The 18,628-nt window shown below is 63.1% G+C and carries 20 protein-coding genes; 1 reads left to right on the forward strand and 19 read right to left on the reverse strand.

Annotation, left to right across the window (positions count from 1 at the left end; translation table 11 throughout):
* Positions 1 to 11 precede the first annotated feature (11 nt).
* The 18 genes from flhB to fliE form a co-directional block, all read right to left on the reverse strand.
* A complete protein-coding gene (gene flhB / locus LO50_RS22580) occupies positions 12 to 1,148 on the reverse strand; it encodes a flagellar biosynthesis protein FlhB (protein ID WP_014820855.1) in 1,137 nt (378 codons plus the stop codon).
* 27 nt (positions 1,149 to 1,175) lie between these two features.
* Positions 1,176 to 1,952 (reverse strand): flagellar biosynthetic protein FliR, encoded by a 777-nt coding sequence (gene fliR / locus LO50_RS22585; RefSeq protein ID WP_014820856.1) that lies wholly within the window; start codon positions 1,950 to 1,952, stop codon positions 1,176 to 1,178.
* Positions 1,953 to 1,956: 4 nt separating this feature from the next.
* The gene (fliQ, locus tag LO50_RS22590; protein WP_003296594.1) at positions 1,957 to 2,226 is read right to left on the reverse strand and encodes a flagellar biosynthesis protein FliQ; all 270 of its coding nucleotides are present in this window, start codon (positions 2,224 to 2,226) and stop codon (positions 1,957 to 1,959) included.
* Positions 2,227 to 2,237: 11 nt separating this feature from the next.
* The gene (gene fliP, locus LO50_RS22595; protein WP_014820857.1) at positions 2,238 to 3,014 is read right to left on the reverse strand and encodes a flagellar type III secretion system pore protein FliP; all 777 of its coding nucleotides are present in this window, start codon (positions 3,012 to 3,014) and stop codon (positions 2,238 to 2,240) included.
* Positions 3,014 to 3,433 (reverse strand): flagellar biosynthetic protein FliO, encoded by a 420-nt coding sequence (gene fliO, locus LO50_RS22600; RefSeq protein WP_014820858.1) that lies wholly within the window; start codon positions 3,431 to 3,433, stop codon positions 3,014 to 3,016. The genes fliP and fliO overlap by 1 nt, the downstream gene beginning before the upstream one ends.
* 1 nt (position 3,434) lies before the next feature.
* On the reverse strand, positions 3,435 to 3,908 hold the full coding sequence (gene fliN / locus LO50_RS22605; protein ID WP_003299587.1) for a flagellar motor switch protein FliN: 474 nt from the start codon (positions 3,906 to 3,908) through the stop codon (positions 3,435 to 3,437).
* A 40-nt stretch (positions 3,909 to 3,948) separates the two neighbouring features.
* The gene (gene fliM / locus LO50_RS22610; RefSeq protein ID WP_014820859.1) at positions 3,949 to 4,920 is read right to left on the reverse strand and encodes a flagellar motor switch protein FliM; all 972 of its coding nucleotides are present in this window, start codon (positions 4,918 to 4,920) and stop codon (positions 3,949 to 3,951) included.
* A gap of 13 nt (positions 4,921 to 4,933) precedes the next feature.
* Complete coding sequence (gene fliL, locus LO50_RS22615) at positions 4,934 to 5,467, reverse strand: flagellar basal body-associated protein FliL (RefSeq protein ID WP_014820860.1); 534 nt, start codon at positions 5,465 to 5,467, stop codon at positions 4,934 to 4,936.
* Between the two features lie 246 nt (positions 5,468 to 5,713).
* Positions 5,714 to 6,952, reverse strand: a complete 1,239-nt coding sequence (locus tag LO50_RS22620) for a flagellar hook-length control protein FliK (protein ID WP_044316428.1) — start codon at positions 6,950 to 6,952, stop codon at positions 5,714 to 5,716.
* A gap of 168 nt (positions 6,953 to 7,120) precedes the next feature.
* Positions 7,121 to 7,471, reverse strand: coding sequence for an Hpt domain-containing protein (locus LO50_RS22625; protein ID WP_044316429.1), 351 nt, complete (start codon positions 7,469 to 7,471; stop codon positions 7,121 to 7,123).
* Positions 7,472 to 7,499: 28 nt separating this feature from the next.
* The gene (locus LO50_RS22630) at positions 7,500 to 9,191 is read right to left on the reverse strand and encodes an ATP-binding SpoIIE family protein phosphatase (protein ID WP_173425609.1); all 1,692 of its coding nucleotides are present in this window, start codon (positions 9,189 to 9,191) and stop codon (positions 7,500 to 7,502) included.
* 1 nt (position 9,192) lies between these two features.
* Positions 9,193 to 9,498 carry an STAS domain-containing protein gene (locus LO50_RS22635; protein ID WP_003299593.1) on the reverse strand — a complete coding sequence of 102 codons (306 nt, stop codon included), beginning with the start codon at positions 9,496 to 9,498 and terminating at the stop codon, positions 9,193 to 9,195.
* A 237-nt stretch (positions 9,499 to 9,735) separates the two neighbouring features.
* Positions 9,736 to 10,188, reverse strand: coding sequence for a flagellar export protein FliJ (gene fliJ / locus LO50_RS22640; RefSeq protein ID WP_014820864.1), 453 nt, complete (start codon positions 10,186 to 10,188; stop codon positions 9,736 to 9,738).
* Between the two features lie 3 nt (positions 10,189 to 10,191).
* Positions 10,192 to 11,550 (reverse strand): flagellar protein export ATPase FliI, encoded by a 1,359-nt coding sequence (gene fliI, locus LO50_RS22645; protein WP_014820865.1) that lies wholly within the window; start codon positions 11,548 to 11,550, stop codon positions 10,192 to 10,194.
* Positions 11,540 to 12,316: a flagellar assembly protein FliH gene (gene fliH / locus LO50_RS22650; RefSeq protein WP_044316430.1), complete on the reverse strand. Its 777-nt coding sequence runs from the start codon at positions 12,314 to 12,316 to the stop codon at positions 11,540 to 11,542. Before fliH ends, fliI begins: the two co-directional genes overlap by 11 nt.
* A gap of 19 nt (positions 12,317 to 12,335) precedes the next feature.
* Positions 12,336 to 13,352: a flagellar motor switch protein FliG gene (gene fliG, locus LO50_RS22655; RefSeq protein ID WP_003299597.1), complete on the reverse strand. Its 1,017-nt coding sequence runs from the start codon at positions 13,350 to 13,352 to the stop codon at positions 12,336 to 12,338.
* On the reverse strand, positions 13,345 to 15,123 hold the full coding sequence (fliF, locus tag LO50_RS22660; RefSeq protein ID WP_044316431.1) for a flagellar basal-body MS-ring/collar protein FliF: 1,779 nt from the start codon (positions 15,121 to 15,123) through the stop codon (positions 13,345 to 13,347). Before fliF ends, fliG begins: the two co-directional genes overlap by 8 nt.
* Before the next feature lie 13 nt (positions 15,124 to 15,136).
* The gene (fliE, locus tag LO50_RS22665) at positions 15,137 to 15,466 is read right to left on the reverse strand and encodes a flagellar hook-basal body complex protein FliE (protein ID WP_003299599.1); all 330 of its coding nucleotides are present in this window, start codon (positions 15,464 to 15,466) and stop codon (positions 15,137 to 15,139) included.
* A 245-nt stretch (positions 15,467 to 15,711) separates the two neighbouring features.
* Here fliE and LO50_RS22670 point away from each other — a divergent pair, with 245 nt between their 5' ends.
* Positions 15,712 to 16,899: a benzoate/H(+) symporter BenE family transporter gene (locus LO50_RS22670; RefSeq protein ID WP_044316432.1), complete on the forward strand. Its 1,188-nt coding sequence runs from the start codon at positions 15,712 to 15,714 to the stop codon at positions 16,897 to 16,899.
* Between the two features lie 808 nt (positions 16,900 to 17,707).
* On the opposite strand, the gene LO50_RS22675 is transcribed toward LO50_RS22670, so the two are convergent.
* Entirely contained in the window at positions 17,708 to 18,469 is a 762-nt protein-coding gene (locus LO50_RS22675; RefSeq protein WP_044316433.1) for an SDR family oxidoreductase, read from the reverse strand.
* Positions 18,470 to 18,628 lie beyond the last annotated feature (159 nt).

Below are 18,628 nucleotides of genomic sequence, written 5' to 3' on the forward strand. Positions count from 1 at the left end.
CGTGATGCGCTTCAGTCGTCGCGGCGCAGATTCGGCGGGATGGGCACATCATTCAAGGGGTCCGGCCGCCGCCCCTTGCCCGCGCGGTACTGGCGCAGCTGATAGACGTACGCCAGTACCTGCGCCACTGCCAGGTAAAGGCCGGCGGGAATCTCCTGATCCAGTTCGGTCGAGTAGTACACGGCCCGCGCCAGCGCCGGTGACTCCAGCACCGTCACCTTGTGCTCCTGGGCGATTTCGCGAATCTTCAGCGCGACGAAGTCGCCGCCCTTGGCCACCAGCCGGGGCGCACCGCCCTTGTCGCCGTCGTATTTCAGGGCGACGGCGAAGTGCGTCGGGTTGGTGATCACCACGTCTGCCTCGGGCACAGCCTGCATCATGCGCCGCTGCGCCGCCTCACGCTGCAGCTGGCGGATGCGTGACTTGACCTCCGGCTTGCCCTCGGAATCCTTGTACTCGTCCTTGACCTCCTGCTTGGTCATCATCAGCTTCTGCTTGTTGTCCCAGAGCTGGAACGGCACATCCACCGCCGCGATCAGGATCAAGCCGCAGGCCATCCAAAGGGCGCACCAGCCAACCACCTCGGCACTGTGCATGATGGCCAGGTCCAACGGCTGCTTGGCGATGGACAGCAGATCGTCCTGATAGGCCGAAAGCACCAGCAACGCCACGCCGAGTACCACGAGAAACTTGCCCAGCGCCTTGAGCAGCTCGACCAGCGCCTTGGTGGAGAACATCCGCTTGAGCCCGGCAGCCGGATTCATCCGGCTCATCTTCGGCGCCATCGCCTTGGCCGAGAACAACCAGCCACCCAGCGATACCGGGCCGACGATCGATGCGATCAGCAAGGCGATCAGCAGCGGCATGATCGCCTCCAGCGCAATCATGCCGCTGCCCATCAGCAGTCGTACCATGGAGCCTTCGTCGAGCAGCGTTTCCCGGCTCAGCTCGAAGGTACCCTGCATCATCGCCATCAGGCTCTGCGCCAGACCTGCGCCAGACGCCAGCAGCCCGCCGATACCGCCCAGGGTCACTGCGACCGTGCTGAGCTCGCGGGAACGGGCCAACTGCCCTTTTTCGCGAGATTCGCGCAGGCGTTTCTCTGTGGGTTCCTCACTTTTGTCCGCGCCGCTTTCGCTCTCAGCCATGCGCGACCTCCGACCCTGCCACTCTCATCAGCGCGCTCCCGCCAGTTCACGCAGCATGGCCAGCGCCTCGCTGACAAAAACCTGGTACTGCGCAAAGATGTCCGCCATGCCGATCCAGACGATGATCAGGCCCAGCACCAGGGTCAACGGAAAGCCAATGGAGAAGATGTTCAATTGCGGCGCGGCCCGCGTCATCAGGCCGAACGCCAGGTTCACCACCAGCAGTGCGGTGATCGCAGGCAGCACCAGCAGCAACCCGGCGCCCAAGACCCAACCCAGCTTGCCCGCCACCTCCCAGTAATGATTGGTCGACAGACCACCACCTACCGGCAGCGTCACGAAGCTCTCGGCAAGAATCTCCAGCACCACCAGATGGCCGTTTACCGAGAGGAACAACAGGATCACCAGCATGTTGAAGAACTGACCGAGCACCGGCACCGAGATGCCGTTGGCAGGATCGACCATCGACGCGAAACCCAGGCCCATCTGCATGGCCAGCAACTGGCCGGACACGATGAATACGTGGAAGAAAAGCTGCAGGACGAACCCCAGCATCACACCGATCACCAGCTGCTCGGCGATCAGCAGCAACGAGGCCAGGCTGAGCGACTCGACCACCGGCATGGGCGGCAACGTCGGCACCAGTACCAGGGCGATGGCCAGCGACAGGTAAAGCCGCACCCTCATCGGCACCAGCTGCGTACCAATCAGCGGCATACTCATCAGCAAGGCGGCGATACGGAACAGCGGCAGCAGGAACTGCCCTACCCAGCCGCCGATCTGCGCATTGCTCAGCTCAAGCACGCGCTTACCCGATCAGCAACGGAATGTTCTGGACGAGGTTCTGGGTGTACTCCATCAGCTCGCGCACCAGCCATGGCCCAGCCCAGATCAGCGTCAGCAGCATCACCAGCAGGCGCGGCAGGAAGCTCAGGGTTTGCTCGTTGATCTGCGTCGCGGCCTGGAACATCGCCACCACCAGGCCGACCAGCAGGCTTGGCACCACCAGCACGCCGACGATCATCGCCGTCATCCACAACCCTTCGCGAAACAGGTCCACCGCTACTTCTGGAGTCATATGCGTGGTTCCTAAAGCGTGCCGAAGCTACCGGCCAGCGTGCCGATGATCAGACCCCAGCCGTCCACCAGCACGAACAGCATGATCTTGAACGGCAACGAGATGATCAGCGGCGACAGCATCATCATGCCCATCGCCATGAGCACGCTGGCCACCACCATGTCGATGATCAGGAAGGGAATGAAGATCATGAAGCCGATCTGGAACGCCGTCTTCAGCTCGGAGGTGACGAATGCCGGCACCAGGATGGTCATCGGTGCAGCTTCCGGCGATGCGATATCGGTGCGTCGTGACAGCCTGACGAACAGCTCCAGATCGCTCTCGCGGGTCTGCGCCAGCATGAAGCCCTTGAGCGGCACCTCGGCCCGGGCGATCGCTTCCTGCGCCGGGATCTGCTCGCTGAGATAAGGCTGAAGCGCTTCCTGGTTAATCCGCTCGAACACCGGCGCCATGATGAATAGCGTGAGGAACAGGGTCAGACCGATGAGGATCTGGTTCGACGGTGTCTGCTGCAGGCCAAGCGCCTGACGCAGGATGGAAAACACGATGATGATGCGGGTGAAGCTGGTCATCAGCATGACGAACGCCGGAATGAAGCTCAGCGCCGTCATGATCAGCAGAATCTGCAGGCTGACCGAGTATTCCTGCTGTCCTTCCGCGTCGGTGGTCAGAGTGATCGCCGGAATCGAGAGCGGGTTGTTTCCCTGGGCCAGGATGCCGGAAGGCTCCTGCGCCATGGCGAGCGGGCCGAGCAACATCAGCGTGACCACCAGCAGAATGCGCAACATCAAGGCTTATCCTTGTGGTCCTTGCCGAGCAGCTCCATCAGACGCTGGGCGAATTCAGGGTTGGCCGGCTCGGCGTCCGGCAGGTGCACCGGCTCCTGCATCACGTGCAGTGGCGTGATGCGGCCGCCACTGAGGCCGATCAGGATCTGCTCGCCGCCGACCTGGACCAGCACCAGCCGCTCGCGCGGCCCCAGCGCCTGGGTGGAGATCAGCTTGATCACCTGGGTGCCGCGCGGGTTCAACTGCTGAACCCGACGCAGCAGCCATGCGAGCAGGAAGATCAGTCCGATCACCAGCAACAGGCCGAGCATCAGCTTGCTCAGCTGCGCGCCCATGCCGGCGCTGCTCATGCTGGCTGCCGGCTCTGCGGCGAAGGCTGGCAGCGCGACGAACGCCGTCAGGAATGCGAGCGCGCGCATGTCAGCGCAGCTTCTTGATACGTTCGGTCGGGCTGATCACATCGGTCAGCCGGATGCCAAACTTCTCGTTGACCACCACTACCTCGCCATGGGCGATGAGGGTGCCGTTGACCAACACGTCCAGCGGTTCGCCGGCCAGACGATCAAGCTCCACCACCGAGCCCTGGTTGAGCTGCAGCAGGTTGCGGATGCTGATTTCGGTACTGCCGACCTCCATCGAGATGGAAACCGGGATGTCGAGGATCACATCCAGGTTCGGGCCGTCCAGCCCCAGCTGCACGCCATTGGACTTGGGCGCGCTGGCGAAATCCTCCAGCGGTGCGCGCGGAGCGGCCGGGGCGGCTGCTTCCGGGCCCTGATTCAGCAGCGCATCGATGTCGTCCTGGCTGGCGTCGCCGGCTTCGGCCAGCGCTGCAGCCCATTCATCGGCCAGCGCCTGTTCCTCGGGGGAGGTGTTGTCGTGTTCGTCTGCCATCGCTAATCCTCGATCGGCTCGAATTGAGTAAAGGGCTGGCTCAGCGTGGGCGGACCACGGGCTCCAGCACCTGCAATGCCAGGTTGCCTTTGTGGGCACCCAGCTTGACCTTGAAGGACGGCATGCCATTGGCACGCATGATCATGTCTTCTGGCATTTCCACCGGGATCACGTCGCCCGGCTGCATGTTCAGAATGTCGCGCAATTTCAGTTGCCGCCTGACGACAGTCGCGCCGAGCGGAACGTTGACGTCGAGAATGTCTTCGCGCAGCGCCTTGACCCAACGCTCATCCTGGTCACTGACGTCCGACTGGAAGCCGGCATCCAACATCTCGCGGATCGGCTCGATCATCGAATAGGGCATGGTCACGTGCAGGTCGCCGCCGCCGCTGTCCAGTTCGATGTGGAAGGTGGAAACCACCACCACTTCGCTGGGGCTGACGATGTTGGCCAGGGCCGGATTCACTTCCGAATTGACGTACTCGAAGTTGACGTCCAGCACCGCGTGCCAGGCTTCCTTGAGATCGGTGAAGGCCTGATCAAGCACCATGCGTACGACTCGCAACTCGGTCGGGGTGAACTCGCGCCCCTCGATCTTGGCGTGGCGACCGTCGCCGCCGAAGAAGTTGTCCACCAGCTTGAACACCAGCTTGGCGTCGAGAATGAACAGCGCGGTGCCACGCAGCGGCTTCATCTTCACCAGATTGAGGCTGGTGGGTACGTACAGCGAATGCACGTACTCGCCAAACTTCATCACCTGCACGCCACCCACCGATACATCGGCCGAGCGGCGCAGCAGGTTGAACATGCTGATGCGGGTGTAACGGGCGAAACGCTCGTTGATCATTTCCAGGGTGGGCATGCGCCCGCGAACGATGCGGTCCTGACTGGTCAGGTCATAGCTCTTGATGGATCCCGGCTCGGAATCGCTTTCGGTATCCACCAGACCGTCGTCGACCCCGTGCAGGAGCGCATCGATCTCGTCTTGCGAGAGCAGGTCTTGAACAGCCATCTGCGGCAGCCTTCTATTGCAATACGAAGTTGGTGAAAAGCACTTGCTCGACGGCAAGCTTGCCAATTTCCTTCTGCGCCAGTTCCTGCACGCTGGCAGTCGCCTGCTGACGCAGCATTTCCTTGCCCACGGGCGTTTTCAACGCCTCGAAGTCCTGACTGGAAAACAGCATGACCAGTCGGTTGCGCAACAACGGCATATGCACTTTCAGTGCATCCAGCGCAGCCTGATCACGCGACATCAATGCAATGCTGACCTGCATGTAACGCTGGCGCCCCTTGTTGCTGAAATTGACCACGAAGGCCGGCATCAGGACTTCATAGATCGCCGGCTGCTTGCCGGAGGCAGTGGTCGCGGCCTCTTCGGCCTTTTCGTCACCGAGGTCGCCGCCCTTGTTCATGAAGTAAAGCGTACCGCCGATGGAAAGCCCTACGGCCACCAACATGGCGACCACTATCACCAGGATGAGTTTCAGCTTTCCCTTGCCTGCCGGTTCCGCTTCCGGCCCGGTTGGCGGCACTGTCGGTGGAGCCTGTTTCTTAGCCATGCCAAATATCCGTCATCAACAGCGTTCGATTCTGATTTCAGAAGTTAGGAGCAACAGCTGTGCCAACGTCAATGCACGCCGGTACGGCGCAGCGCCTCGGGCTCCAGGCAGAGCGCTCACAAGGTATCAGGAAAAGGATGGAGATAACGCCTGGATAGGCGGCGCGAAAGCGATTGCAGCGACGGGCGGCAGAAAACCGGCGCGCACCTGAACGGCGGCGCCGCATTATCCCTCAAAGCGGATGGCTCAGGCGTAGTAGTCGACGAGTCCGCGGTCACCGGCGGTACGACTGGAGGCGATTTCCGTCACGCCGAGCTCCAGCTCATCGCCTGCCAGATCGCCCTCACCCGACGCTCCACCCCGCGAGGAGCCACCATCGGCTCCGCCTTGCCAGCCACGCGCCAGCGACTGATCGGATACGTTCACGTCCATCAGGTTCATGCCCTGCTGGGTGAACATTTCCCGTAGTCGCTGCATCTGCCCTTCCAGCGCGTCGCGCACCCCCGCATGCGGGCTGAGGAAGGTCACCTGCGCCTGATCCTTGGTCAGGTCGATACGCACTTCCATACGACCGAGTTCAGCCGGATCGAGTTGGATTTCCGCCGACTTGAGATTCTGGCTGGACAGCCACATCACGCGGTCGACGACCGCCTCGCTCCAGCCGGACTGCTGCATCTGTACCGGTTGACCCGGCACCAGTTGCGGACGCTGCGATTGCTGCACCTGCTGAGCGATGGCCTGGCTCAAGGGGTTGAGGCGTCCCGCAGCCAGTTCGCTGGCGCTGGCACGACTCTCCTTTGGCGCCTCCACGCTTTCCAGCAGGTCCTTGGTCAGCAATTCCACATCGAGCTCTTCGCCCTCACCCGCGTCCTGACTCGCCAGCAACGCGCTGGCAAAGCCATCGTCAGCCGAGACCTTCGCCTGCGCATCGGTCAGCGGGTTCTGCAATTGCTGCTGGGCCGTCTTCTGCATAGCTGCCGGGGTTTCGGTCAGCGTACGCATGCCGGCCAGTGTTGCTTCGTCCGCATCGACGGCCTCATCGCCGGCGATGCCGGCAGCGGCCGTCGGCAGCCCCGGAAGCAGTGAGACAGCATCGACCTCGGTTTCAGGCTGGGCTTCAGACTCCGCCACAAACTGCGTGCCAAGACCAAGCAGCAGCATTGGATCGAGCTCCGCCTCCGGAATTTCCTCAGCCGGCGTTTCGGGAGGCAAGGTATTGCCGCTTTCGGCAACCGCCGGCTTCTCGTCGGTGGTCGCCTCCGCCGTTTCCTGCTCGCGCTTGTCCTCGACCGGCTTGTCGCGGCTGGCCTCGTTGCGCACCGAGCGCTCGGTTGGTTTCGTCTGACGCTCCTTGGCGTAGACATCGGAGAAGCTGGAACTGCCGCTGTCTCGCCCTTCACGCGGCATCTCCGGCGCTTTGGCCGCAGCTTTGGGACGTGCGTCGACGGAAGGGGATCTAAGCAACAGGTCGGGGGAAACAGCCATGAGGTCATTCCGCTACGGATGGATCGTAGCGGAAGCAGAGCAAGTTCCGGGCCAGCAGCATGTTTGCCGGAAAAACACCGGGGATACGCGCTGACATTGCCAGAAATGATGGCCCGACGGGCCGCGGCTCAGCTCTCAGAAGCGCTTGCGCGTCAGAGATTTGGCCACTCAGCCGTGGCGCTGGCGCTCGGCGCGGAACAGGATGCCGATGATGGCGAACTCTCGCTCGATGGATTCGATGAGCGCCGGGGCCTGGGCGAGGTTCTCCTCCCGAGCGGCACTCTCGAGCTCCTGGCAGAGGTCGGCCAGCAGCGTCGCGCCCATGTTGCTGCAGCTGCCTTTGAAGCTGTGCGCAGCACGCCGCAAGGTTTCAGACTGGTCGGCGAGACAGGCCTGGCGGAGCAGCCGAACGCGCTCCTCGGAGTCGGCAAGAAAGGTATCCAGCAGCGCCGGATACTCACTCTCCATCACGTCCTGCAGCGTGGTCAGCACGGCGCTGTCGAGATGAGTGTTGGACACCGGTACACCCCTGAATGAAAGCGGACGATTATGCCTCAGCCTGCCAGATGAACTCCACGCTCAGCCCGCGTCCATCCGACTGCCAGTCGAATCGGTCGCTCAACTGGCGCACCAGATGCAAACCGCGACCGCTGAAGCGATCGCTGCCAAACTGCGCCTGCAACGCGCGTGACACATCGAAGCCCGAACCGCTGTCGCTGATGCCGATGCGCAGCCAACCACCCTGCGGGGCGGTCTTGATGTTCAGCTGCAGGTGCACATGGCCGTCGACCAACGCCTGCAGACGTTGCTGGCGTAAGTCGTAGTAATGCTTGAAACCGTCGGCATCACACTTGAGGCTCGAATCGAGGCCGAGCACGCCATGCTCCAGGGCATTGGAATAGAGCTCGCCCAACACGGTGTAGATCTCACCGACACGCGAGCGCAACTGATTGACCTGCAGCAGGATCTGCAGCAACGAAGGCAATGGATTGCCGCTGCGCAGGCTGTCGGCACGCAGCTCGAGCCGAATCGACCAGTCCATCGGCCGTGAGCGGTGCGCGGTGGCCGGGGCAATCGACGGCATCGTGATCACCTCCGGGCTGACCACGACCTCGACCAGGCTCAGGTCGTCGTGCTGCTGGCCGTGGAAATCCAGCAGCGCCTGCTCGATCTCGCCGAACAGCCGTGCAGGATCGTCGTTGGCGTCCAGAGTGGCTAGCAGGCGCTGTTCGCCGAACAGCTCGTCATTGGCATTGCGGCTCTCGACCACGCCGTCGGACAGCAGCAACAGCCGGTCGCCGGGGGCCAAGGGGTAATGCTCGAACTTGTTGTCCAGCGCCGCCGGGGAGACGACGCCGAGCGGCAGGTGACGGGACACCAGCGCCGTGCGCCGACCATCCGCGCCGATCAGGTAGCCATCCGGCAACCCGCCATTCCACACCCGCAGACTGCCCTGCTTGGGATCGATATCGAGCAGCGTCGCGCAGCAGAACATTTCCACCGGGAGGATCTGTTTGAGCTTGGCATTCATCTCGCGAAGGATGTCGGTGCTCGAATACCCCTTCGCCGCCATCCCGTAAAAGGTTTCCGCCAGCGGCATGGCCCCGATCGCGGCGGGCAGGCCGTGGCCGGTGAAATCGCCGAGCAGGACAAACATCTGCCCCGCCGGAGCCTGCGCCGCCAGCAGCAGGTCGCCGTTGAACAGCGCCTGCGGCGACTGGCGGAAGCGGATGGTCGGCGCGCTCAGGCAACCAGCATGTGCGACTTTGTCGAAGATCGCCTTGGCGGCCCGATGTTCGTCGAGCAGCTGCTGATTGCGCCTGGCGATCAGGTCGCGCTGCTCGAGCACGGTCGCCTGCAGGCGGCGCAGGCGATGCATGGCCTGAATCTTGGCTTCGAGAATGATCGGGTTGTAAGGCTTGGCGATGAAGTCGTCGCCGCCAGCCTCGAGGCAGCTGACCAGCGCTTCGTGCTCGGTCAGCGAGGTGAGAAAGATGATCGGGACCAGCTCATCGCCGGCCAGTTGCTTGATGCGCCGCGCCGCCTCGAAGCCATCCATTACCGGCATCAGCGCGTCCATCAGCACCAGCTGCGGTCGCTCCTCCTGAAACAGCTCGACCGCCTCCTGCCCATCGGCTGCCGTCAGCACCCGGTGGCCCTGCTTGGCAACGATGGTGGAAAGCAGCATCCGATCGACCGGGCTGTCCTCGGCGATCAGGATCGACAGCCGCATGGGCATGTCAGGCGATCACGAACAATTGTTCGAAATTCGATACCGACAGGATCTTGCGCACGTCGCCATTGCAGTTGAGCAGGCGGATGTCCGCCTCGTCGCCACCGGCGTGATCGCGCAACAAGAGCAGCATGCCCAGCGCCGAACTATCCATGTAAGTGGTGCCTTGCAGATTGACCACATAACGCTGCGGATTCACGTCCTGACGCTGGTAAGCATCACGGAAGGCCTGATGCGCATTGAAGTCGAAGCGTCCGCTGATGGATATGGTCAACTCCTGGCCATCCGTCGAAGGCTGCGAGGTAATGGTCATGTGGCACTCCTGATCCGGTACGTCTTGAAAGCGGCTTGCGAGCAGCCGTCGCGATAAGCGAAATGAACAGCCGTGTACCGGCTGAAAGGCGGCCATCCGGTTCTGAGACTTATCCTCGGAAGAACCAGATGGCAGCTGAAACGATCTGTTGGCGGTCGCCGCGCTGAAACGCGGTCAAGATTTATCATCCAAGCAGCGGTACGGCAAGCACGAATCCGGCCTGAGACCGTGGCTGGATCACTGCTCACGCGTTCTCCCGGAAAGCCGCTGGGCGTACTCGTCGAGCAACTTCTGCTCACGCTTGTCCGCCGCGATCCGCGCCTCCTTCTGATAGCTTTCGACCAGCTTGCTCAGGCCTTCGACACGCGCATGGCGCTGGTGCCACTGCTGGCGCAGCTTCTTCAGGTTGTCGCGGTACCAGTTGACGCTGCGCTGCTGCTGCCCGATGGCCGACTCCAGCTGCGACAGGAAGCGCTGGTAATTCATCAGCCACTGCCCTGAGACGCCCTGACTGCCCTGCTGCATCCATTGCTGCTGGTAGTCGCTGAAGTACTGCTCCAGCTCACCGAGCTTGGCCTCGGCCTGATTCAGCTGAGTCTGGCCCTGGCCCAGCAACCGTGCGGCTTCCTGCTCGGCCTTTTCGGCCATCTCGATGACCGGCGCCAGGCGCGCCGCCCGACTAGCCGCCATCGGTTAGCCGCCCTGCCGTGGATTGAACACCGCTGCGAGCTGCGCCGCGCTGCGCGTCAGGTCCTCGCTCTCATCGAGGCCCTGACGCAGGTAACTGACCATCTCGGCCTGGCGCGCGATGGCCATATCCGTTTCCGGATCGCCACCTGGCACATAGGCGCCGACACTGATCAGGTCGCGGCTCTGCTGGTAGCGCGACCAGAGCTGCTTGAAACGCTGCGACGCGCGCACATGCTCGGCGCTCACCACTTGCGGCATGACCCGGCTGATGGAGGCTTCGATGTCGATAGCCGGATAGTGGCCTTCTTCGGCCAGACGGCGCGACAGCACGATGTGGCCGTCGAGTACACCGCGAGCGGCATCGGCGATCGGGTCCTGCTGGTCGTCACCTTCGGAGAGCACGGTGTAGAACGCCGTGATCGAGCCGCCGCCCTGCTCGGCATTACCGGCGCGCTCGACCAGACTCGGCAGCTTGGCGAACACCGACGGCGGATAGCCCTTGGTCGCTGGCGGCTCGCCGATGGCCAGGGCGATCTCGCGCTGGGCCTGGGCATAGCGCGTCAGCGAGTCCATCAGCAGCAGCACGTTCTTGCCCTGATCGCGGAAGTACTCCGCAATACGCGTGCAGTACTGCGCGGCGCGTAGGCGCATCAGCGGCGCTTCGTCAGCCGGCGATGCCACCACCACGGAGCGCTTGATGCTTTCCTCGCCGAGGATGTTCTCGATGAATTCCTTGACCTCTCGCCCCCGCTCGCCGATCAGGCCGACGACGATGATGTCGGCCTCGGTGAAGCGGGTCATCATGCCCAGCAGCACCGACTTGCCGACACCGGTGCCGGCAAATAGGCCTAGGCGCTGACCGCGACCGACGGTCAGCAAGCCATTGATACTGCGGATGCCGACATCCAGCGGTTCGCTGATGGGGTGGCGCTTGAGCGGGTTGATAACGGGGCCGTCCATCGGCACCCAATCCTCCGCTCTCATGCCGCCCTTGCCGTCCAGTGCACGCCCTGCGCCATCCAGCACGCGGCCGAGCATGGACATGCCCATGGGCAGCCGTCCGGTATTGACCAGCGGCACGACCCGCGCGCCCGGCGCGATGCCGGCAAGGCTGCCGACAGGCATCAGATACAGCTTGCCGCTGGAAAAGCCCATCACCTCGGCCTCGACCTCAGTGGGGTGATAACTGTCGTCGTTGATCACCAGGCAGCGACTGCCAACGGCTGCGCGCAGCCCTTCAGCCTCCAGCGTCAGACCGACCATGCGCAACAGGCGCCCTTCGAGCATGGGCTGGCTGGGCAGTTTGATCGCTTCGCCATAGGCTTCGAAACGCTTGGCGAAACTGGTTCGCTCAAGGCGCATCGGGCATGTCCAGATCGATGGTCAGATCGGCGGCAGGGGGACGGGTGGCATTCTCGCGCTGCTGTTCGAACAGTTGCTTGATGGCCTGGGTGAGGCGCGTCTCGATGCTCGCATCGATGCGGCTGTGCTCGGTTTCGATATGACAGCCACCAGGCAGTAGGCTGCTGTCCTCGAGAATTCGCCAGCTTTCCTCGTGGCGCTCGCGCAGCGCCTTGATCAGCTCGAAGTCCTGCGGATTGACGTGGATTCGCACATTGCTGGCGCCCATTGGCAGCAACTTCAGCGCCTCACGCAGCACCTGACGGATCTGGCTGGAATCGATCAGCAGATCACGCTGGATCACTTCGCGCGCCATGTGACTGACCAGGGTCGCCATGGCGTGCTCGAGATTGCGATCCTGATCGGCAATCGGCTCGAGCAACTGACCCATCAGCTGCTCAAGGTTTTCCAGCCGCGGCGCCAACGCGGCCTCGGCCTCCTGCCGCGCCTTGAGCTGGCCGGCATGGAAACCATCTTTCTCGCCAGTGGCGAAACCTTCGTTGTATGCCTGCTGGCGGATCGCTTCGAGTTCGTCGAGAGTCAGCGGTTTGACTTCCTCGACCGGGACGTCCTCGCTTCGCGCCAGCTCTTCGGCGGGTTCTTCCACGACCTCTGCCGCAGGCAATTCGTCTTCTTCGCCCTGCGGGTCGAAGCTGGGCAGCGACCATCGATCGAACAGGCTGACGTCTTTCGCACGTATGACGTCGCTGGGGTTGTCCTTGGCCATGGGTGGAATTCGTACCTGGTTAGATCATCTCTTCGCCGCCCTTGGAACCCAGGACGATTTCACCGGCCTCGGCCATGCGGCGAGCAATGGTAAGGATTTCCTTCTGCGCATTCTCGACATCGCTGACACGCACCGGGCCCTTCGCCTCCAGGTCGTCACGCAGCAGCTCGCCGGCGCGCTTGGACATATTCTTGAAGACCTTTTCCTTGATGCCGTCGTCGGCGCCCTTGAGCGCCATCACCAGCACGTCGGAGGATACCTCACGCAGCAGCACCTGGATGCCACGGTCGTCGACGTCGGCCAGGTTGTCGAAGACGAACATCAGGTCCTCGATCTGGCTGGACAGGTCCTCGTCCACGTCGCGGATCGCATCCATCAGCTGGCCTTCGACGGAGCTGTCCAGATAGTTCATGATGTCGGCCGCACGCTTCACGCCGCCCAGGCTGGCGCGGCTGGTGTTGGTGTTCCCGGAGAACTGCTTCTCCAGGATCAGGTTCAGTTCCTTCAGCGCGGCCGGCTGGACGGTATTGAGCGAGGACACGCGCAGGACGATGTCCAGGCGTACCTTGTGGTCGAAATGCGAGAGCACCTCGCCGGCCTGATCAGGGTCGAGATAGGCCACCACGATGGCCTGAATCTGCGGGTGCTCGTAGCGGATCACATCCGCCACGGCGCGCGGCTCCATCCATTTCAGGCTGTCCAGACCGCTGGTGTTGCCGCCCAGCAGGATACGGTCGATCAGGCCGCCGGCCTTGTCCTCGCCGAGGGCCTGGGTGAGCATCTTGCGAATGTAGCCATCGGAGCCCACGCCGAGGCTGGTCTGGTCGCCGACGATCTCGACGAACTCGCTCATCACCTGTTCGATCTGCACCTTCTGCACGTTGCGCATCTGCGCCATGGCAGTACCGACGCGTTGCACCTCTTTCGGACCGAGGTGACGCAGGACCTGCGCCGCGTCGGTTTCACCCAGCGAGAGCAGCAGGATGGCGGCCTTGTCGACCTTGTTGAGCTTGGCTTGAACTCGATTGTCATTCATCGGCGTTGATCCACTCTTTCACCACCTGGGCTACCCGTCCCGGGTCATCGGCCACCAGGTTCTTGATCGCGTTCAGCTGGGCTTCATATCCCTCGCTGGGGCTCGGCAGCAGAATGTTCTGCGGGCCGCTCAGGCTGACCCGGTCGCTGGCCAGGCCGGAATCCAGTCCATCATCGCCGCCCAGCTCGCCCGGACCGCTGGCAACCTGCAGCTCCTTGCCGCTGGACGGATTGGTGAGGCTCTTGAGCACCGGACGCAGCACACCGAACACCAGCACCAGGATGAACAGTACGCCGAGGACCTGCTTGACCACATCCCAGAACCACGGCTGCGAATAGAACGGTATCTCTTCGAAGGTCTCCCCTGCGCTGTCGGCGACGAACGCGGTGTTGATCACGCTGACGCTGTCACCGCGGCTGGCATCGAAACCCACCGCGTCCTGCACCAGGCGGGTGAAGCGCGCCAGATCATCGGCGTTCCACGGTACGCGAACCATCTCGCCGGCCGCATTGAGCGTCATCTGATCGTCGACCACTACCGCCACCGAGAGCCGGCGCAGGCGACCCTGCTGCTGCTTGGTATAGCTGATCGAGCGATCGAGTTCGTAATTGCGCGTAGCCTGCTCACGCTTGTCGGCCGGATAGGGCGCAAGCATCGGCTGACCGGTCACGGGGTCCATGACCTGCTGACCATTGGCATCGAGCAGAGGCTGACCAGGAGCCACGGCACCCGCGGCGGCGGCCTGATTGGCCTGCTCGGGCGCGGTCGCCGGGCCAGGAGGCTGATTGCTCAGGGCGCCCGGCACGCCTTGCGGCGGCAGGCTGCTCTGACGCTGTTCATTGACGCTCTGCTCGCTGCGCAGCGCCGGCTGATCGGGGTTGAAGGTTTCCGAGGTGGATTCGACGGCGCTGAAATCCACGTCCGCGGAGACTTCGGCCTTGTAGCGGCCGCTGCCCAGCACCGGTTGCAGAATGTTGTGCACGCGCTGGGTGTAAAGGCCTTCCATGCGGCGGCTGTAGTCGAACTGCTTGCCGGCCATGCTCAGTTCGGTGAGCTCCTGCTGGTCGGAGAGCAGATTGCCCTTCTGATCCACCACGGTGATCTGCGACTTGTTCAGTTCCGGCACGCTGGTCGCAACCAGGTTGATGATCGCCATCACCTGACTCGGCTCCAGCGCGCGGCCCGGGTAAAGCTCTACCAGTACCGAGGCACTGGGCTTGCGCTCGTCGCGAACGAACACCGAACTCTTCGGGATCGCCAGGTGCACACGGGCGCCCTTGACGTTGTTCAGGCTGGAAATGGTGCGGCCCAGTTCGCCCTCGAGGCCACGACGATAGCGGGTCGCCTCCATGAACTGGCTGGTACCCAGACCCTGTTCCTTGTCGAGGATTTCGAAACCGATGTTGCTGTCCGCCGGCGCGATACCCGCACCGGCGAGCTTGAGACGTGCACGCGCAAGATCATCCGCCTTGACCAGCAGGGCGCCGGAGTTCGGTTCGACGGTATAGGAGATGTCCGCGGCGGCGAGGGTTTCCATCACCTGGTTGGCATCCATCCCCGCCAGGCTGCCGAGCAGCGGGCGGTAATCGGGCTGCTGCGACCAGAGCACCACGGCAAAACCGATCGCCACGCTGGCTGCCAGCCCGACCAGCAGGCCGACCTGCCGCAGCATGGACATATCCGAAAGGTTTTCCAGGAAGGACAGGCCCAGCAAGGGCTTCTTGATACCCTCGGGAGTAACCGGCACCGGAACGTTCACCGCTTCAGCCATGATTCAATCCGCCTCACACCGGCATCTGCATGATGTCTTGATAAGCCTGAACCAGTTTGTTGCGCACCTGGGTCATGGCTTGAAAGGAAACGCTGGCCTTCTGGGAGGCGATCATCACTTCGGTCAGGTCGACACCGCCCTGCCCCATCTCGAAGGCAGACGACAGCTGGCTCGAAACCTGCTGGGTTTCGTGCACTTTATTCACCGCCTGGCCAAGCATGTCGGAAAAGCTCGGAGCGCCGACCTCCTGGGTCTTGACCTCCGGCTTGGCGCGCGCCATTGCATCGGTCTGCATGGCCCGCATTTCCAGCATCAAGCGATTGAATTGAACACCCTGACTCATCTATTCCTCCAACAGCCGCGGTTTTTTTGACGCATCGCGGCAGGCAAAGACTAGATAGCAACAAGGGTGCCAGATCGAATACCAACGGCCTGGCACGGCGATGACCTGCACGCACATCGCCGCGACTGTTACGTGCAATCCGCTGGTGGCTGTACCGCGACGCTACCCGACCACCGCCAATAGGCTTGTACGATAGGCTCGCAGCAGCCGCGCGACGCCATACCTTGCATAAGTAGAAAACAGCAATGAACCAGATCAGCCGCACCGCCCTGCGCCCCCTGAGCGACAGCTCGCCTTCGACCGTCGTCGCCGGCTTCATCGCCATGCTCACCGGCTATACCAGCTCACTGGTGCTGATGTTCCAGGCCGGCCAGGCGGCGGGCCTGAGCGGGCAGCAGATATCCTCCTGGATCTGGGCGCTATCGATCGGCATGGCGATCTGCAGCATCGGCCTGTCGCTGCGCTATCGCACGCCGGTGGTGGTCGCCTGGTCGACGCCGGGCGCGGCCCTGCTGATCACCAGCCTGCCCGGCGTGCCGTATGCCGAGGCGATCGGCGCGTTCATCTTCGCCTCGGCGCTGATCGCCCTGTGCGGCCTGACGGGCAGCTTCGACCGGCTGATGCGCCGGGTGCCGGCCTCGCTGGCCGCCGCCCTGCTGGCCGGCGTGCTGTTCAATATCGGCAGCGAGATTTTCCGTGCCGTCGAGATTCAGCCGCTGCTGGTGCTCGGCATGTTCTTCAGCTACCTGCTGGCCAAGCGCCTGCTGCCGCGCTATGCGGTGCTCGCCGCGCTGCTGGTCGGCTGCCTGATCGCCGGGCTGTCGGGCCTGCTGGATTTCCAGCGCTTCAGCCTGCAGGTCGCGGTGCCGGTGTGGACCACACCGGCGTTTTCCCTCGCAGCGATCTTCAGTATCGGCATCCCGCTGTTCGTCATCGCCATGGCCTCGCAGAACATGCCGGGACTCGCCGTATTGCGCGCCGAAGGCTACCAGGTACCGGCCTCGCCACTGATCTCCACCACCGGCATCGCCTCGGTGCTGCTGGCGCCCTTCGGTTCCCACGGCATCCACCTGGCGGCGATCACCATGGCTATCTGCGCCGGCCCCGAGGCGCACCCCGACCCACACAAGCGCTATACCGCGGCCGTCTGGTGCGGCGTGTTCTACGGCATCGCTGGCATCTTCGGCGCCACCTTGGCAGCGCTGTTCGCAGCCTTCCCGGCGGCGCTGGTGCTGTCCATCGCGGCGCTGGCGCTGCTCGGCTCGATCGGCTCGGGACTGACCCAGGCGATGCAGCAGCCGCACGAGCGCGAGGCGGCGCTGATCACCTTCATGGTCACCGCTTCCGGATTGACGTTGTTCGGTATCGGCGCAGCGCTCTGGGGGCTGATCGCGGGGGCGCTGACGCTGGTGATTCTTAACAAGCGGGTCTGAAGCTGGGTAGACAACCGGACTGGCAAGATTGCGTGTTGCTGTCATCCCAGGGTTGTACCTCGGTGATCAGGGCGCTTAGCGAGTGTGCTGATACTTCTGGTTTCGCCCTGCTGGGCGAGTCCCTTTTTCTTGCTTGGCCAAGAAAAAGGAACCAAAAAGAAGGCCACCCGACATCCGGCCCCGGCTGCGCCGGGGTTCCCTCCTTCCGGTGCCGCTCCGGGGGCCGTCACGAAGGGACGTCCCTGTCCCTTCGTTCCTCGCTCGGCGTCCATGCCTCGCGTCCCCCTGCGCGACACCTCCACTCGGCCTCCTGACGGGAACGGAGTCCGAGTCGCCTGGAAGATCGTGGAGATCGAGAATTATTGGTTTTTGCTTTTTGCTCGATGCACAAACTATCAGGCGACTCCAAACGCCCCATCAGGAGGGTGAGCGGAATCGTCGCGTAAGGGGTTGAGCCGCAGGGATGCGGCGAAAGGCTTAAAGGGCCATGGATGGCCCTTGTAAGCCGACCCCTGGAGCGACGATGGAGCGAAACGGAGCGTAGCGGAGTAACAGCCGCAGGCTGGCCCGAAGGGCGAGCGAAGCAAGTAACGAACCCCGGCGCAGCTGGGGCCGGATGCAAGGGGCAAGACTTTTTGGTTCCTTTTGGCGGGGCCGGCCATCCGGGCGACTGCCAAAAGGGACTCGCCCAGCAGGGCGAAACCAAACTTTCAAGCAACTCGATAAGCGATCATGAAAGCGAAACTTTCATTCAACATCCAATCTTGCCAGTACGGTATCAGCAGCCCCCATCCCGAACACCGACAACCTAGATCGCCGTCGCCCCGCCATCCACCGCCAGCGCGTGGCCGGTGGTGAAGGCGGCGCCGTCGCTGCACAGGTACAGCACCGCAGCCGCAATTTCCTCAACCTTGCCGATGCGCCCGACCGGGTGCATCGCGGCAGCGAACTCGGCCTTGCGCGGGTCCGCCTCGTAGGCGCGGCGGAACATGTCGGTGTCGATCACCGCCGGGCATACCGCATTCACACGAATCTGCTTCTTGGCGTACTCGATCGCCGCCGACTTGGTCAGGCCGATCACCGCATGCTTGGATGCCGCGTAGATGCTCATCTTCGGCGCCGCGCCAAGACCTGCGACTGACGCGGTGTTGACGATCGCGCCGCCGCCCTGCGCCAGCATGACCGGCAGCTGATGCTTCATGCACAGCCAGACACCCTTGACGTTGACGCCCATGATCGCGTCGAACTCCGCCTCGCTGCCCTCGGCCAGGCGCCCCTGCTCGATCTCGATGCCGGCGTTGTTGAAGGCGTAATCGAGCCGCCCGTACTGCGCCAGCGTCTGCTCGATGAGCGCCTTGACCTCCGCATCGCGCGTTACGTCGCAGCGCACGGCGATCGCCTCGCCGCCAGCAGCACGAATGCTTTCTGCGCCATCGCGAATGCCCGCCTCATCGATGTCGGCCAGCACCACCTTGAGACCCTGCTCGGCGAACGCCTGCGCCGTGGCGCGACCGATTCCTGCCGCTGCGCCGGTAACCAGGGCAACCTGCCCGGAGAATGTCATGCTCATGATTGTTCTTCCCGAAGAATTCGACTCACCTTGCGCCTGCAAAATGACCGCACAAGGCTTCCCGGTCGAACTTATACCGCTATGCGCTCGTGCATTTAACTGCCGTCACGGTCATATCACCGAACTGGATGCCCTTTCATTCCAGCCTGCTGACGTAGC

It is taken from the genome of Stutzerimonas stutzeri, from assembly GCF_000935215.1.
Lineage (GTDB): Bacteria > Pseudomonadota > Gammaproteobacteria > Pseudomonadales > Pseudomonadaceae > Stutzerimonas.